At 70.1% G+C, this 14,987-nt stretch carries 14 protein-coding genes and 1 pseudogene; 5 read left to right on the top strand and 10 right to left on the bottom strand.

Annotation, left to right across the window (positions count from 1 at the left end):
• The 3 genes and pseudogenes from AC1DMN_RS17885 to AC1DMN_RS17875 all read left to right on the top strand — a co-directional run.
• A pseudogene (locus AC1DMN_RS17885) lies at window positions 1-168 on the top strand (VOC family protein); the annotation flags it as partial.
• A 51-nt stretch (window positions 169-219) separates the two neighbouring features.
• Window positions 220-600, top strand: a complete 381-nt coding sequence (locus tag AC1DMN_RS17880) for a MerR family transcriptional regulator (protein WP_440735033.1) — start codon at window positions 220-222, stop codon at window positions 598-600.
• Complete coding sequence (locus tag AC1DMN_RS17875) at window positions 597-1,565, top strand: aldo/keto reductase (protein ID WP_440735032.1); 969 nt, start codon at window positions 597-599, stop codon at window positions 1,563-1,565. The genes AC1DMN_RS17880 and AC1DMN_RS17875 overlap by 4 nt, the downstream gene beginning before the upstream one ends.
• Window positions 1,566-1,629: 64 nt before the next feature.
• Here the strand turns inward: AC1DMN_RS17875 and AC1DMN_RS17870 are convergent, their stop codons facing one another.
• The 3 genes from AC1DMN_RS17870 to AC1DMN_RS17860 form a co-directional block, all read right to left on the bottom strand.
• Window positions 1,630-2,436, bottom strand: a complete 807-nt coding sequence (locus AC1DMN_RS17870) for an isocitrate lyase/PEP mutase family protein (RefSeq protein ID WP_477384714.1) — start codon at window positions 2,434-2,436, stop codon at window positions 1,630-1,632.
• A gap of 113 nt (window positions 2,437-2,549) precedes the next feature.
• Window positions 2,550-3,674, bottom strand: coding sequence for an FUSC family protein (locus tag AC1DMN_RS17865; protein WP_477230514.1), 1,125 nt, complete (start codon window positions 3,672-3,674; stop codon window positions 2,550-2,552).
• A gap of 49 nt (window positions 3,675-3,723) precedes the next feature.
• Window positions 3,724-3,933, bottom strand: a complete 210-nt coding sequence (locus AC1DMN_RS17860) for a DUF1653 domain-containing protein (RefSeq protein WP_440735029.1) — start codon at window positions 3,931-3,933, stop codon at window positions 3,724-3,726.
• Between the two features lie 146 nt (window positions 3,934-4,079).
• On the opposite strand from AC1DMN_RS17860, the gene AC1DMN_RS17855 reads away from it, so the two are divergent.
• A complete protein-coding gene (locus AC1DMN_RS17855) occupies window positions 4,080-4,694 on the top strand; it encodes a TetR/AcrR family transcriptional regulator (RefSeq protein ID WP_477384712.1) in 615 nt (204 codons plus the stop codon).
• A gap of 133 nt (window positions 4,695-4,827) precedes the next feature.
• Here the strand turns inward: AC1DMN_RS17855 and AC1DMN_RS17850 are convergent, their stop codons facing one another.
• Window positions 4,828-5,952, bottom strand: a complete 1,125-nt coding sequence (locus AC1DMN_RS17850) for a Gfo/Idh/MocA family protein (RefSeq protein ID WP_477230515.1) — start codon at window positions 5,950-5,952, stop codon at window positions 4,828-4,830.
• A complete protein-coding gene (locus AC1DMN_RS17845) occupies window positions 5,949-6,773 on the bottom strand; it encodes a sugar phosphate isomerase/epimerase family protein (RefSeq protein ID WP_477230516.1) in 825 nt (274 codons plus the stop codon). The genes AC1DMN_RS17850 and AC1DMN_RS17845 overlap by 4 nt, the downstream gene beginning before the upstream one ends.
• 216 nt (window positions 6,774-6,989) lie before the next feature.
• Between AC1DMN_RS17845 and AC1DMN_RS17840 the strand changes: the two genes are divergently transcribed.
• The gene (locus tag AC1DMN_RS17840; protein ID WP_477230517.1) at window positions 6,990-7,997 is read left to right on the top strand and encodes a LacI family DNA-binding transcriptional regulator; all 1,008 of its coding nucleotides are present in this window, start codon (window positions 6,990-6,992) and stop codon (window positions 7,995-7,997) included.
• 97 nt (window positions 7,998-8,094) lie between these two features.
• Here AC1DMN_RS17840 and AC1DMN_RS17835 read toward each other — a convergent pair whose 3' ends face one another.
• From AC1DMN_RS17835 to AC1DMN_RS17815, 5 genes are all read right to left on the bottom strand, one after another.
• A complete protein-coding gene (locus AC1DMN_RS17835; RefSeq protein WP_477230518.1) occupies window positions 8,095-10,197 on the bottom strand; it encodes an RICIN domain-containing protein in 2,103 nt (700 codons plus the stop codon).
• 69 nt (window positions 10,198-10,266) lie between these two features.
• Entirely contained in the window at window positions 10,267-11,778 is a 1,512-nt protein-coding gene (arfA, locus tag AC1DMN_RS17830; RefSeq protein ID WP_477230519.1) for an arabinosylfuranosidase ArfA, read from the bottom strand.
• A gap of 29 nt (window positions 11,779-11,807) precedes the next feature.
• Window positions 11,808-13,088: a family 1 glycosylhydrolase gene (locus tag AC1DMN_RS17825; RefSeq protein ID WP_477230520.1), complete on the bottom strand. Its 1,281-nt coding sequence runs from the start codon at window positions 13,086-13,088 to the stop codon at window positions 11,808-11,810.
• The gene (locus AC1DMN_RS17820; protein ID WP_441975488.1) at window positions 13,085-13,981 is read right to left on the bottom strand and encodes a carbohydrate ABC transporter permease; all 897 of its coding nucleotides are present in this window, start codon (window positions 13,979-13,981) and stop codon (window positions 13,085-13,087) included. Before AC1DMN_RS17820 ends, AC1DMN_RS17825 begins: the two co-directional genes overlap by 4 nt.
• Entirely contained in the window at window positions 13,981-14,928 is a 948-nt protein-coding gene (locus AC1DMN_RS17815; RefSeq protein ID WP_477384710.1) for a carbohydrate ABC transporter permease, read from the bottom strand. The genes AC1DMN_RS17820 and AC1DMN_RS17815 overlap by 1 nt, the downstream gene beginning before the upstream one ends.
• Between the last annotated feature and the right edge of the window lie 59 nt (window positions 14,929-14,987).

The raw sequence follows: 14,987 nt of genomic DNA, 5'->3' as shown, positions 1-14,987 counted from the left end.
GCCGTGGACGACCTCAACGCCCGCGGCGTCGTGACGAAGATCTACACGGATCCGGACTTCGGCACCGACGAGAAGGGCATCGCGCACGGCGGGCCGGGCCGCGGACCGGACATCGCCTGGTTCACCGACCCGGCCGGCAATGTGCTGTCCGTGCTCGCCGCCGTGTGATCTCCTTCTCGCCTTGACTTAGAGCGCGCTCGAAGTCGTAGCGTGGGGCGCATGCTGGAAACCACCACGACGCGCTCGATCTCCGAGGCGGCGCACGAGCTCGGGCTGACCGCGCACACCCTGCGCTACTACGAGCGGGAGGGGCTTCTGCTGACGCCCCTCGACCGGGAGTCGTCCGACCGCCGCCGGTACACCGACGGCGACATCGCCTGGCTCGGCTTCCTCCGCAAGCTCCGCTCCACCGCCATGCCGATCGCGACGCTCCGGCGCTACGTCGAGCTCGCGCGGGCCGGCGACGGCACCAGCGCGGACCGGCTGGCCCTCCTCCGCGAGCACCGCCAGACCGTGCTGACCCGGCGGGCGGAGCTGGACGACGCCCTCGGCGCCATCGACATCAAGATCGCTCTCTACTCCGAAAGGCTCTCCTCATGAAGCACGCGACTCTCGGCACCCTCTCCGTCGGCCGGCTCGGACTCGGCTGCATGGGCATGTCGGCCTTCTACTCCGGTGCGAACACGGACGAGGCCGAGTCCATCCGCACGATCCACCGTGCACTCGATCTCGGCGTCACCATGCTCGACACCGCTGAGATGTACGGCCCGCACACGAACGAGGAGCTGGTCGGCCGGGCGCTGGCGGGGCGACGCGACGGCGTCGTGATCGCCACGAAGTTCGGCATCCTCGCGGGATCGGATGGCGGCCGTCGGCTGGACGGCACCCCGGAGAACGTGCGCCGCTCGGTCGAGGGGTCGCTGCAGCGCCTCGGCACCGACCGGATCGATCTCTACTATCAGCACCGGATGGATCCCGAGACGCCGATCGAGGAGACCGTCGGGGCGCTCGCCGAGCTGGTCGCGGAGGGGAAGATCCTGCACTACGGACTCTCCGAAGCCGGCGAGGAGACGCTGCGCCGTGCGCACGCGGTGCATCCCGTGACCGCGCTGGAGACCGAGTACTCGCTGTGGACCAGGGAGCCCGCCGAGCAGCTGCTGCCGGTGCTGCGCGAGCTGGGCATCGGCCTCGTGCCGTACTCGCCGCTGGGCCGCGGCTTCCTCACCGGCGCGATCCGCTCCGCCGATTCTCTGGACGCCGGCGACTTCCGCCGGAGCAACCCGCGCTTCGTCGGAGAGAACCTCGACGCGAACCTGCGCATCGTCGATGCCGTCGAACAAGTCGCCATTGAGCTCGATGCGACACCCGCCCAGGTCGCCCTGGCGTGGGTGCTCGCGCAGGGCGATGACATCGCGCCGATCCCCGGCACGAAGCGGGTCTCGCGTCTCGAGGAGAACGTCGCGGCAGACGCGCTCGTGCTGACGGCGGAGCAGCTCGCCGCGCTCGAGGCGCTCCCGTCCGCCGCCGGCGACCGCTACGCCGACATGTCGAGCGTCGGACGCTGATCGGGCCCGGCGCGGGTCGGTCTCGGATCGGGCCGCCCGCGTCGGTCGCCGCGCCGGTTCGCCCTCAGCCGGCGAACCGGCGCTGCACYTCCGCRTACGGSAGSGCGCCGTCGAGGAAGCCGAGCGTGCCCGTGTCGAGCAGTTCGCGGCCSGCGCGTTCGAGYGCGGTGAGCGCGRCGCGGGCGAGGCTGCCGCCGAGGCTCACCCGCTTCACACCGAGCGCGAAGAGCTGCGGCGCGGGGATGACGTGCGCGGCGAGGCCGGCCACGATGTTGAGCGGGACCGGGATCTCCGCGGCCAGGCGCCGGATCGTCTCCTCGTCGTTCACGCCCGGGACGAAGACGCAGTCCGCCCCCGCCTGGACATAGCGCTGCGCCCGCGCCACCGTCTCGGCGAAGGGATCGGCCGCGCCGGGGAAGAAATAGGCGTCGGTGCGCGCGTTCAGCACGAACGCGCCGCGCGGCGCCACCGCACGCGCGGCCGCGATCCGCTCAGCCGCCTCCTCCGCGTCGAACAGCAGGCCGTCGGCGGTGTCCTCGAGGTTGCCGCCGACCGCTCCGATCTCGATCGCACGCAGGACCGTGCGCGCGACGTCCTGCGGATCATCGCCGTATCCCGCCTCGAGGTCGGCGGTCACCGGCACGTCGACGGCGGCGACGATCGCCGCGACCTTCTCGAGCATGGTGTCGAGGTCCAGCGCGCCACCGTCCGGCACGCCGAGCGACCACGCGATGCCGGCGCTCGTCGTCGCGATCGCGGGGAAGCCGAGCTGCGCGAGCATTCGCGCGGATCCCGGATCCCACGCGTTCGGCAGCACGAAGCCGCCGCCGTGGTGCAGGGCGAGGAAAGCTGACGCGCGGTCGTCGGTCATGGTGACCTCCAGGTCGGGATCGTGCTCTGGCTCTACTCTGCCGCGTCCGGGGTGCGTCGAGCGAGGCCGCAGGAGGTTCGGAGCACGGTGGAGGCCCCGCCCGGCCGCGAACGTCACGAGCGGCGCAGGGCCGCGCGGGGATGGAAGATCCCCGTGGCGGCACCCAGCACGGCGCCGATCAGGGTGTCGACGATGCGCTCCAGGATCAGATCCCAGGGGATCCCGCCGCCGGCGCCCGCCGTGGAGGTGATGATGAACAGCACGAGCGGCGTGATGAAGACGAGCGCGAGCGCATAGTTGCGCACCACGAAGATCTCGACGGTGAACTGGAGGCCCGCCAGCAGGAACGGCAGCACAATCACCGGGATCGGAAGAGATCCCAGCAGCGCGAAGAGCCCCGCCCCGACGACGGTGCCGAGGAAGCGCTGGCTGCCCCGGATGAAGGCGACCCGCCGGCCGACGTTGACGCCGATCACGGCGATTCCGGCGCACACCGTCCAGTACGCGCGCTGGGGGTCGACGAGCAGCACGCTGAGCAGCGTTCCGGCGATCGCGACGACCGCCACCCGCAGCAGCAGCGCCCGGGCGTCGCGGTCCAGCCGCGGACGACGGGCGATCTGCGTCCGCGGCGGCGGGGCGACGACGCCCCGGGCGCGCGCGATCAGGAAGGCCGCCACGGCGATCACGTAGGCGGTGAGGGCGCCCACGGCGAGCGCGCCGAGGAAGAGCAACGGATCCACGATCCGCCGGCCGCCGGAGATCCCGGTGACGTGCGTGGCGAGCCCGTAGACCAGCACGAAGAACACCGGTCCGGGCGGACCCAGCCGGAAGCCGTAGTGCAACGCGGCGGTGGCGAGCGAGACCACGACCAGGCCGATCGCGGCGGCCGCGGGGTACGGGGCGAGCACTGCGCCGATCGCCGCGCACAGGAGGATCGCGACGCCCACGACGGGCAGCAGACGAAGACGCACGAGCGGGGCGGCGCCGACCAGGTAGATCGCCGTGAAGGCGCCGCTCGCCGCCATCACCCCGACGGCCGGCTGCCCCAGCAGCGTGAACAGGGCCACGGGCAGGAACATCGACAGTGCCGCCTGCAGGGCGACCGGCCATCGACGGCTCGGAGCCGGCGCGAGCGTGAAATGGCTTCGCGCCCACACCCGGATCAGGGCGGTCGGCGGGCGCAAGGACGACGGATCAGGAGAACGCGGATCAGGAGAACGCGGATCGGATCCGGTCATCCGCCCACCTCCTCCCGCACACGGCCGGAAGCCAGACTACGCGCCTCGCTCAGGCGACGCGCGTGAACCTCGGGCCGCTGTATCCGTCGCGCTCGACGCGCTCCTCGAACATGGCGAGCGGGCGCGCCCAGTGGCTGTAGTCGTCGTAGAGCTTGCGGTAGAAGACCAGCTGCTCCTCGGTCTCACTGTGCCGGCCCACCGCGATCACCTCGTAGCGGGCGCCCTTGAAGTGCTGGTAGATCCCTGGTTCGACCGCCATGCCCTGCATCCTCTCCTGTGGTCCGTCCGCCGTCCGCGCGGCGACGCGATCCTGGTGCCGACGTCCGTCGACTCCTCGATCGAAGAGCCTCCCATGCCCGCGGCATCTCCGCGGGCGCCGACAGGCCGCCTCGCTATCATCGAGTGATGGCCGATTCCTCCGCAGCGCCCCGCAGCACCGGCCGCTATCGCAAGGGCATCGCCCGGCGGCAGGAGATCCTCGACAAGGCCATCGAGGTGTTCGCACGCCGCGGATCGCAGAAGACGAGCCTGCGCGCGATCGCGCAGGAGGTCGGCGTCACCCATGCGGCGCTGACGCACTACTTCGGATCCCTCGAGGAGCTGCTGGTCGAGGTCTACCGCGCGTCCGAGAGCGCGACCGACACCGCCCATCCGGTTCCCGCGGACGTCCGCCCCGCGCTGTCGATGCGCACCGCCGCGGAGCGCAACCGCCGCATCCCCGGTCTCGTCCAGCTGTATTCGACGCTGGTGTCGACGGCGCTCGAGGATTCGCACGCCGCCGCGCAGGAGTTCATCACGCAGCGCTTCAGCCGCATCCGCACCGGGATGGCCGCACAGGTGCGGCAGTTGCAGGCCTCGGGTGAGGTGCGCGCCGACCTCGACCCGGATCTCGTCGCCGCCCTCGTCATCGCAGCCTCCGACGGCCTGCAGACGCAGTGGCTGCTCGATGACACCGTCGACCATGAGGCCRCCCTCGAGATGCTGGACCGGCTGCTCTCCCGCGACGACAGCACCGACTGAGCCGGGATCCGGGATCCGGGATCCTGTTTCCCTCCCCGCACCACGTTTCCCTCCCCGCAAACGCGCGAACACGCGAAGGGAAACCTGACCAGGGGAGGGAAACGTTCCTCCCCTGGTCATCACCGCGCGCGGTTCAGAGCGTGGCGACGAAGGGGTCGAAGCCCTCGGGCAGCAGCGGCACAGGAGCCACCGTGCTCTGGACCTCGATGGTCTGCCCGGTGCGAGCCGACTCCTGAGCGGACAGCAGCACGTCCAGCACGTGGAAGCCGAGCTCGCCGGAGGCGACGTGCGGCCGGTTCGCGGCGATCGCGCGCACCATGTCGAGTGCGCCCAGCCCGCGGCCGATCTCGATGTCCTCGTGGGTGATCTCGACCCACTCCTGCTCGAACGACATGCCGTCGCGCAGCACACCGAGAGGCTTCACGTAGGCGATCCGCCCGGCGAACATGTTGGGATCCGGGATCACGATCGTGCCTTCGGTGCCGTGGATCTCGACGATGCCGTGGCGCTCCAGCGCGGAGTCGAAGCTCAGCAGACTCTGCGCCTGGGCGCCCTGCTCGAAGGCCGTGACGATCTGGATCGTCGAGGGCACCTCGACCGGAAACAGGGCTCCGGCGTTCGGGCCCGTGCGGATCTCGCGCTCCTCACGCGCCTTGCTGCCGACCGCCGCGACGCTCGCGACCGGGCCGAGCAGGCTCACGAGTGCCGAGAAGTAGTACGGACCCATGTCGAGCAGCGGGCCGGCGCCCTCGGCGAAGAGGAAGGCGGGGCTGGGGTGCCASAGGTCCGGGCCCTGGGTCTGGAAGGCGGTCTGYGCGAACAGCGGGCGCCCGATCACKCCGCTCTCGATCGCCCGGCGCGCGGCCTGGAAGCCGGGACCGAGCAGGGTGTCGGGAGCGGAGCCGACGCGCAGCCCCGCGGCCTCGGCCTCGCGCAGCAGCTCCGCGGCGCCCTCGCGGTCGAGTCCGAGCGGCTTCTCCGTCCACACGTGCTTGCCCGCGGCGATCGCGGCCCGCGAGACCTCCACGTGCACGGCGGGGATGGTGAGGTTGATCACGAGGGCCACCCCGGGGTGCGCGAGGACGTCCTCGGCGGATCCGAAGGCCGCGACACCGTACTTCTCGGCCTGCGCCTGAGCGCGGTCGAGCAGCAGATCCCCGACGATGAGCACCTCGGTGTCGGGGAACCGTGCGAGGTTCTGCAGGTAGGTGTCGCTGATGACGCCGACGCCGATGACGCCGATCCCCACCGCACTCATCGGGCCAGACCGCCCTCGGTGAGGAAGGCGTAGCTCGCGGCGATGTCCGCGAAGACGTCGCCGGGCGCGTTGTCGTACTCGATGATGGCGTACTGCACCGCCGACGCCCCACGCAGCGCGTCGGCGAGCGGCACATCGCCACTGCCCGCGTGGCGCTGGTCGAGGCTGTCCGAGCCGAACTCGCCGGCGCCCGGGGCGAACGGGTTGCTCTCGGGAGCGATGCCGTCCTTGACGTGCACCGCGACGAGGCGGTCGCCCAGGCGGGAGACGAGGGCGGGGACGTCCTGCCCGCCGACGAGCGCCCAGTACAGGTCGAGCTCGAGCGCGACTCGCGCGTCGGTGAGCGCCACGAAACGCTCGTAAGCGCTCTGACCGTCGAAGTCGGCCACGAACTCCTGTGCGTGGTTGTGATAGCCGACGGCGAGCCCGAAGCCCGCCGCGGTGTCGGCGAGGGCGTTGAGCCGGTCGGCGATCTCGGTGACCCCGTCCAGCGTGAACCAGCGCTCAGGGGCCACGAACGGGTCGATGACGGTGGTCATGCCGAGCTTCGCGGCAGCCTCGAAGACGACTTCGGGGGCCGGCGTGGGGATGGATCCGTCCGGAGTCCACAGCTCGTCGGAGAGCAGCGGCGCGTGCCCGGTGGGCGAGGCGAGGCCCGAGGCATCGAGCGCGGCGCGGATCTCGTCCGGGCGGCGCACGAAGTCGAACGCCTCCACGTTGCGCAGTCCGATGGCGGCGAGCTTGTCGAGCGAGCCCGACATGTCGGCGGAGAACTCCCCCGCGAGTGTGTACAGCTGAACCGAGGTTTCCGGCAGGGCCACGTCGACCTTCCTTCTCTGAGAGGGGACGGGCGCACGCGGCCCGTCCGGTCAGCGTAGCAGAAACCTCCAAGTGGAGGTAATAGGAATTCGCCGGAGTTCGCCACGTCGAATCCCGCTTCGCCCGCGATACCGTGGTCGACAGGGCTTCCGCGGCATGCATGACGGGGGCCCGACCCTCTGCAACGTTGTAGAGTGGCTCGGGACAGGGGGGTGCACATGGCGGTGACGCTGCACGACGTGGCGCGGATCGCCGGCGTCTCCATCAAGACGGTGTCGAACGTCATCAACGACTACCCGCACATCCGCCCCGCCACGAAGCAGCGCGTCGAGGACGCGATCGCCGAGCTGGGCTACACCCCGAACCTCACGGCGCGCAACCTTCGATCGGGACGCACCGGCGCGATCGCGCTCGCTCTGCCCGACCTGGGCCTGGCCTACTTCGCAGAGCTGGCAGCCTCCGTGATCGCCGCCGCGGAGGCCTCGGGGGTCTCGGTGCTGGTGGAGCAGACCGGGGCGGATCCGGCCCGCGAGCGCGAATTGCTGCGCAGCCCCCGCCTGAAGCTGACCGATGGGCTCATTTTCAGTCCCCTGGGCCTCGGCCAGGAGGACGCAGCCGCCCTCCAGGTCCCCTACCCGATGGTGCTGCTCGGCGAGCGCATCTTCGACGGGCCCACCGACCACGTGACGATGCGCAATGTGGAGGCCGCACGGGCGGCGACGGCGTATCTGCTCGCGTCCGGTCGGCGCCGCATCGCGGTGGTCGGCGCACACGAGGGCGAGGTCGTCGGATCCGCCGCACTCCGCCTCCAGGGCTATCGCGAGGCGCTGGAGGAGGCGGGGATCGGGTTCGACGAGGATCTGATCGGGTACACGACGTTCTGGCACCGCGCCAACGGCGCACTCACGATGCGCGACGTGCTCGCGCGCGGCGTGGAGTTCGACGCCGTGTTCGGGCTCAACGACACGCTTGCGCTCGGCGCCATGCGCGTGCTCCAGGAGGCCGGGCGGCGCGTGCCGGACGACGTCGCCGTGATCGGCTTCGACGACCTGGACGAGGCGGAGTACTCGATCCCGTCGCTGACCACGGTCGATCCCGGTCGCGAATGGATCGCGAAGACGGCGGTGGACGCCCTGCTCGAGCGCATCTCGGGCGAGTTGGATCAGGCGCCGCGGCTACTGCTGGCCGACTTCCGGATCCGTGAGCGGGAGTCCGCCCCGGCCTGATCGCGCACCGCGCGGGCGCTTCGTCCGCTGCGGTGCAGGATCGACCGCGACGTGAGGAGGGCGACGGCGAACGCGCCGCCCTCCTCACGCCCGCGCGCTACTGGATGCCCTCGCGGAACAGGCGCCACTGCTGCTGCGCCGATCCGTCCGCGGTCCGCTGCTGCGCGTATGCTCCGTCCGCCGTCGATCCACCCGCGATCTCCAGCGGCTTCCCCGAATTGGCGTTGGTCAGGGTCCAGTAGCCGCCCGACGTGCTCGGCGCCCAGACCTGGGTGGCGTTCCCGGTCGGACCCCATTGGGCGGCGCGCACGCCGTCGGCTGTCTGCGCGCCTGGGATCTCGAGCAGTTTGCCGCTGTTGGCGTTGAGGAGCTGGAGCCCGTTGGGCACCGTGCGCACGTTCCAGACCTGCGTGGCGTTGCCGGTGTCGCCCCACTGCCCCGCCCCTGCCCCATCGGTCGTCAGCGCACTGGCGATCTCGAGGTACTTGCCGCTGGTGCGGCTCGCGATCCGGAACTGGGGATCCAGTCCGCCGGCCTGCGCGAGCTGGATCGCATCGAGCTCGGCGTACGAGGTGCCCTTGGCGAACGCGATGGTGTTGGCGCCGGCGTTCAGCGTGACCGGCATCCGCGCCCATCCGTACCGACCCCAGTTGACGGTCGCCGGGTAGCTCAGCGCCGTCGACGAACCGCCGTTCACACGCACGCCGTGCGTCGATGCCGCGCCGGTGCCGTTGTCGTAGCGCACGTTCATGACGTAGGAGCCCGCGGTCGGCACGTGCACCGTGAAGGTCACCGTGCTGGTGGCGTTGTTGATGTTGCCGACCTTGCCGCCGTTCGAGGCGTCGGGATCGGTCACGAGGGACGTGTCCGAGGTGCGCGCGGCCTTCTCCGCCTCGTACTGCTGGGCGTCGAGCGGGATGGATCCCACCCGGATGTCGTTGTACGTGGTCGCCGGGTTCTCGACGTTCGTCGCCTGGTAGAGCGTGCGCCCATCGACCGAGGAGTCGATGCTCTGCGCGAATCCGCTGAACGTGCCGCCCTCGGCATCGGGTCCGTCGTAGGTGACCGCCATCGGCAGCCGCTCCCAGGGCCCCTCGCCCAGGTTGTAGTTGACGTAGAAGTTCTGCCCGCCGTCGATGGCGCCCGTCGCATCGAGCGACCACTTCGACGCCACGACGACCATGCCCTTCGGCCCTCCCGCGGGCACCCACTTGACGTAGGGCGAGGATCCGATCCCCCGGCCGTTCGCGAGCGCGATCGCCGTGCCGATGCTCGACGTCGGAGCCCAGTTGAGCCCGTCCGGCGAGGTCTTGAAATAGACGGGTGCGGTGTTCTTCGTCTGCGAGGGACGATTCACGACCTCATAGGTGGCGAGGTATCGGCCGTCCGGCAGCTTGGTGACGGTGATCATGCCGGGACGATCCGACTGGTTGGTCGGCGCCGAGACGTTGACGAGGGGTCCCCAGGTCTGGCCGCCGTCGGTCGAGCGCCGGTACGAGACGGCCTGCAGCACGCCGCTGGACTTCTGCCGCTCGTCCGAGAAGTAGGCGGCGAGACCGCCCTGCCCGTCGACGATGAGCGACGGCTCCCACACCGTGCTGGTCGTGGACGCGGGCGAAGGGTCGTAGACGGCGGGGCCGCCCGTGTCGATCGTGCTCAGGTACGACCAGGACAGCCCGTGATCGGCGCTCTTGTACACCACGAGGCGACTGCTCGACCGGTCCTCCGGCATGACCATGCCCGCGAGCAGCAACGTGCCCGCGGCGAGCGATCCGGTCGTCTGCGGCACCTCGTAGAGGAACGGCTGTGCGGTCCTCGTCAGGGTGGGGAACGTGGCGCTGGGCACGACGTCCGTCACGTGCGTCCAGGTGGCGCCGTCATCGGTGCTGCGGTAGATCGGATAGACCTGCGTGCCTCCGACCAGCACCAACTGGTCGAACGTCACGATCTGGGTGCCATTCGCCGTTCCGCTGTTCTTCAGCACGATGTTCTTCGCGTAGGTGGTGCCGGCCGCGCGGCCTCCTTCCGGATTGAAGGAGGTTCCCGCGGCCGGCGAGTACACGAGAGACCCGTTCCCCGTCGTCACCGCCTGTGCGGGTGCGGCGGCGAGCGCTCCGGCGATGAGTGCGGCGGCCGCCGCGATCATCACGATGCGTGCCCGACGTGCGCGGGACCTGTCCCCGAGGGGGGAGATGCTCATGCTCTTTCCTCTCTCCAGCTGACCCGGCCGCGGGCGCGGGCGGGCACGACGATGACCCGCCGTGCGGACTCAGCCGATCAGAACCTCGGCCCAGGACACGGCCGGAAGCGCGAGGCGCAGGATCGAGCCGTCCCGGGTGAACGGCAACGCGGTCAGGGCGACGCGATCGGGGTCGTCGAGCGTGTTCGCCGCGTCGAGGTCGGCGTCGGCGAGCACCCGGGCGGTCACTTCGAGCGCGGACGCGTCGCCGAGCTCCGAGAGGTCGATCGCGAGCTCGGTGGGCGCATCCATGGCGCGGTTCACGGCGTAGACGGCGAACCGGCCCGCTTCCGCGTCGTGCGTGGCGACAGCGTCGACGAGGGCGACCTCGCCGAACCTCTCCGTCGTGTACGTGCCGCTCGTGACGTCGACGTCGAGGGCGACGCCGCGACCGTGCGCCGAGGTGGCGGCGAAGGGGAAGAACGTCGTCTGCCGCCAGGCCGGGCCTCCGGGCTCGGTCATGATCGGCGCGATCACGTTCACCAGCTGGGCGAGCGAGGCGCTCGTGACCCGGTCGGCGTGCTTGAGCAAGGTGATCAGGAGGCTGCCGAACACGACCGCGTCCGAGACCGTGTACACGTCCTCGAGCAACCGTGGCGCGATCGGCCAGTTGTCGACGCCCGCGATCCGGTCGACCTGCTCGAACCGGGTGTTGTACCAGATGTTCCACTCGTCGAACGAGATGTCGATGCTCTTGTCGCTGCCCTTGACGGCCTTCACATGGTCCGCGGTGGCGACGACGCTGCGGATGAAATGGTCCATGTCGACGCCCGAGGCGAGGAAGCTCCCCAGGTCACCCGTGTTCTCGTAGTACGCATGGCAGGAGATGTAGTCCACATCGTCGTAGGCGTGCGTGAGCGTGACCCTCTCCCACTCGCCGAACGTGGGCATCGACGAACTGGACGATCCGCACACCACCAGCTCGAGATCCGGATCCACCATCTTCATGGCCTGGGCGGTCTTGGCCGCGAGCGTCCCGTAGGCCTCCGCGGTGCTGTGCCCGACCTGCCAGGGGCCGTCCATCTCGTTGCCGAGGCACCACATGCGCACGTCGAACGGCTGGGTGCGGCCGTTGGCGATGCGCTGCTCGGCCAGGGCGGTTCCGCTGCGGTGGTTCGCGTACTCGAGGAGCTCGAGGGCTTCGGCGGTGCCGCGGGTGCCCAGGTTGACCGCGAGCATCAGCTCGCTGCCGACCTTGTCGAGCCAGCTCTGGAACTCGTGCAGGCCGATCTCGTTCGTCTCGGTGGAGTGCCAGGCGAGGTCGAGGCGGCGCGGGCGCTCCACCCGCGGACCGACCGAGTCCTCCCACTTGAAGCCGGAGACGAAGTTGCCGCCCGGGTAGCGGATGGCGGAGACGCCGAGCTCCTTCACCAGCTCGATCACATCCGTGCGGAATCCGTCGGCGTCCGCGCTCGGGTGCCCGGGCTCGTAGATGCCGTCGTACACGGCGCGGCCGAGATGCTCCAGGAAGGAGCCGTAGAGGCGGGGAGCCACGGTGCCGATCACGGCGGAGGGACGGAGGGAGAGGCTTGCCTTGTTCATGCGTGCTTCCGTGAGAAGGGTGAGAGGGGTCAGAGCGAGGCCACGTCGGCGGCGAAGCGTCGGAATCGGTCCGCGACGGGATTGGCCGCTCGCAGGAGTCCTGCGGGCGACTCGACGAGGTCGTGCAGCCCCATGGTCAGCAGGTGGTCGGCACGGGGCGCATCGGTGTGGCGCCAGGTCCACTCGTACATGTCGAACAGCGGCCACCAGACGTAGCCGACGACGTCGGCGCCCTCCGCCCGCATGCGGGCGACGAGGCCGAGCGAGTCCTCGAGCCACGCGACACGCTCCTCGACGGATCCGGTCACGCAGGTCTCGGTGACCATGACGGGCGCCCCGTATCGGCGAGCGAAGGACTCGAGCGCTTCCCGGAGCCCGGCGATGCCGCGGTCGATGCTGGGTCGAGGATCGGCGAAACCGCCGCCGTGGTGCACCCCCGCCTCGAACAGCTCGGTCGAGTGGCGCGGGTAGTAGTTGACGCCCATGACGTCGGGCCGCACTGCGTGGGCGCGGAACCACTCCAGCTCCTCATCCGTGACGGCCGAGGCCAGTCGGTCGCGCAGCGGATGGTCAGCATCGACGCGGCCCGTCACCAGATCCTCCACAAGGTGCACCTGGTGACGCAGGCGCTCGGCCTCCGCACGGTGCTCGGGGGCGTCATCGTCGCCGACGAAGCTCACGGCGGCGTCGACGTGCACGAACACGGCACGCTCCCCGACGACCTCGGCGATCGCACGCTGGCTGCGCACGAAGCCGCGCGCGAGGTTCGCGGCGATCCGGGCGAAGCCCTCGGCGCCCTCCAGGTAGGGAGGCCAGTACCCGTACTCGCCGCAGAACAGCGCGTGGATCACCGGCTCGTTCACCGGCGTGTAGTCGAACACTCGGTCGCCGTAGCGCTCCGCGAACCGGCGCGCGTACTCCTCGACGTGGCGCGGGTACGCCGGGTTCGCGAACTGGTCCTCGAGCCAGAGCGGCGTGCCGTAGTGCAGCAGATCCACGATGGGTCGCAGCCCTTGGGCGAGCAGCGCCTCGATCGCGCGATCCGTCCAGGCCCAGTCCCACTCGCCTTCGGCGGGCGCGACGCGATACCAGGGGACGCCCCAGCGCAGCACCGAGGCGCCGACTCCGGCGGCGAGCGCGAAGTCCTCCGCGAAGCGCTCGTAGTGCTCGGTGAGCTCGTATTCGTCGATCGCGCGCTCGCCGGGACGGCTCTGCGGCACGAAGGTGTCCTCGATGCCGAGGCCGAGATGGAGGCGCCCGTCCTGGAACCAGCGGCGCGGTTGCGTCGTCGTCAGTTGCGTCGTCGTCATTTGAGTCCTGTCGTCGCGACGCTCTCGATGAAGCGCCTCTGCATGATGAGGAACATCACGGCCAGCGGGAGCACCGCGATGAGCGCGCCGGCCATCATGGTGCCGTAGGGGATGATCCCGCTCGGACCGGTCAGGAGGGTGAGGCCCGAGGTGATCGTCCCCATCTCCGGCGAAGTCGTGAACACGAGCGGCCAGAGCAGGTCGTTCCAGTTGTTCACGAAGGTGAAGATCGCCAGGGTGAGCATCGCCGGCACCGCGTTGGGCAGCACGATGCTGCGGAAGATCCGGAACTCCCCTGCGCCGTCGATGCGGGCCGCGTTGTCGAGGTCGCGGGGCAGGGAGATGAAGAACTGGCGGAGGAAGAAGATCCCGAACGCGTCGGCGGCGCGGGGGATGATGAGTCCGGCGAACGTGTTCACCCAGCCCAGCTGAGCGACCAGCTGGTAGACCGGGATGAGCGTCGCCTGGAACGGGATCATCAGGCTCGCGACGATCACGACCAGGAGCACCCGGTTGCCGCGGAAGTCGAGACGCGCCAGCGCATAGGCGGCGAGCGAGTCGAAGACGAGGGCGAACACGGTCACCCCGCCTGCGAACAGCAGGCTGTTCAGGAACAGGCGCCCGAAGGGCAGGTCGTGGAAGATGCGGGTGAAGTTGTCGAGCGTCCAGGCGCCCGGCAGCAGCGTCGGCGGGTAGGCGTTGATCTCCGCGGCGGGTTTGAAGGCCGTGAAGACGATGACCAGCACCGGCAGCAGCACGAGAGCAGCCAGCACCAGCACAGCCAGGAACAGCAGCCAGCGCTCAGCGATGCGGCCGAGGCGGCGGCGGGGAGCACGTGCCTGAGATCCGGACACGGTGGCGACGCGGGTGGCGGATGCGGTGTGCGCGGTCATCAGAGGTTGTCCTTCTCTCGGCGCCCGAAGAATCGGAACTGCACCAGGCTGAGGATCAGGGTCGCTGCGAGGAGGACGTACGACAACGCGGTCGCGCCGCCGAGGTCGAGCTTCTTGAAGCCCTCCTGATAGATCTCCATCACGACCGTCTGCGTCGAGCGGTAGGGGCCTCCCCCGGTCATCACGTAGATCTGGTCGAAGGCCTGAAGAGCGGCGATCATGGCGAACGTCACGACGAACGCGAGGGTGTTGCTGAGTTGCGGGAGGGTCACGTTGGTGAATCGCCGCCAGGCGCCCGCGCCGTCGATCTTGGCGGCCTCGTACAGCGATTCGGGGATCTCCTGCAGGCCGGCGATGAAGATGACCATGTAGAAGCCGAAGCTCTTCCAGATCRCGACGAGCACGACGGCCGGCATCGCGAGGGTCGGATCCTGAAGGACATTGCCGAGCTGGACGCCGATCGAACGCAACCAATGATTGAGGAGACCGACCTGCGGATCCAGCAGGTAGGTCCATGCGAACGCCGCGACGGCGAGGGAGACGATGAACGGGAGGAAGAAGGCGGTGCGGAAGAAGCCCCGGCCGATGAGCCCCCTGTTGCCGAGGAGCAGGGCCAGCAGAAGCGCTGCGACCAGCGCCGTCGGAGTGAACAGCACGGTGTAGAAGGCCGTATTGCCCAGCGACGACAGGATGCGCGGATCCGTGAAGACGCGCACGTAGTTCTCGAGGCCGACCCACTCCTCGACTCCGAAGCCGCTCGCGTTCGTGAACGACAGGCGGAGAGCGGACAGCATCGGCCAGCCGACGAAGGCGATGAGGACGACGAGCGCGGGGAGCAGGAAGAGGAGTGCGATCGGGCTGCGCCGCGCAGTCCGGGGGCGGCCGCCGAGCGGAGCCGGCGGACGGTAGGCGCGTCTGCGCACGACGGGGCGGGTGGGAGAGGTCATGATCGCTTTCGTGGGCCGGACGGCCGCCCGCGGGCGGCCGTCCGGAGTGGGTCATTTGC

This window comes from Microbacterium sp. 01T413_2, from assembly GCF_056398985.1.
This window is presented reverse-complemented; position numbering and strand designations above follow the sequence as displayed.

Coding starts and splice junctions, on each gene's coding strand:
- AC1DMN_RS17880 (WP_440735033.1), top strand. CDS start 220: ATGCTGGAAACCACCACGACGCGCTCGATCTCCGAGGCGGCGCACGAG.
- AC1DMN_RS17875 (WP_440735032.1), top strand. CDS start 597: ATGAAGCACGCGACTCTCGGCACCCTCTCCGTCGGCCGGCTCGGACTC.
- AC1DMN_RS17865 (WP_477230514.1), bottom strand. CDS start 3,674: ATGACCGGATCCGATCCGCGTTCTCCTGATCCGCGTTCTCCTGATCCG.
- AC1DMN_RS17860 (WP_440735029.1), bottom strand. CDS start 3,933: ATGGCGGTCGAACCAGGGATCTACCAGCACTTCAAGGGCGCCCGCTAC.
- AC1DMN_RS17840 (WP_477230517.1), top strand. CDS start 6,990: ATGGCGGTGACGCTGCACGACGTGGCGCGGATCGCCGGCGTCTCCATC.
- AC1DMN_RS17835 (WP_477230518.1), bottom strand. CDS start 10,197: ATGAGCATCTCCCCCCTCGGGGACAGGTCCCGCGCACGTCGGGCACGC.
- arfA (WP_477230519.1), bottom strand. CDS start 11,778: ATGAACAAGGCAAGCCTCTCCCTCCGTCCCTCCGCCGTGATCGGCACC.
- AC1DMN_RS17825 (WP_477230520.1), bottom strand. CDS start 13,088: ATGACGACGACGCAACTGACGACGACGCAACCGCGCCGCTGGTTCCAG.
- AC1DMN_RS17820 (WP_441975488.1), bottom strand. CDS start 13,981: ATGACCGCGCACACCGCATCCGCCACCCGCGTCGCCACCGTGTCCGGA.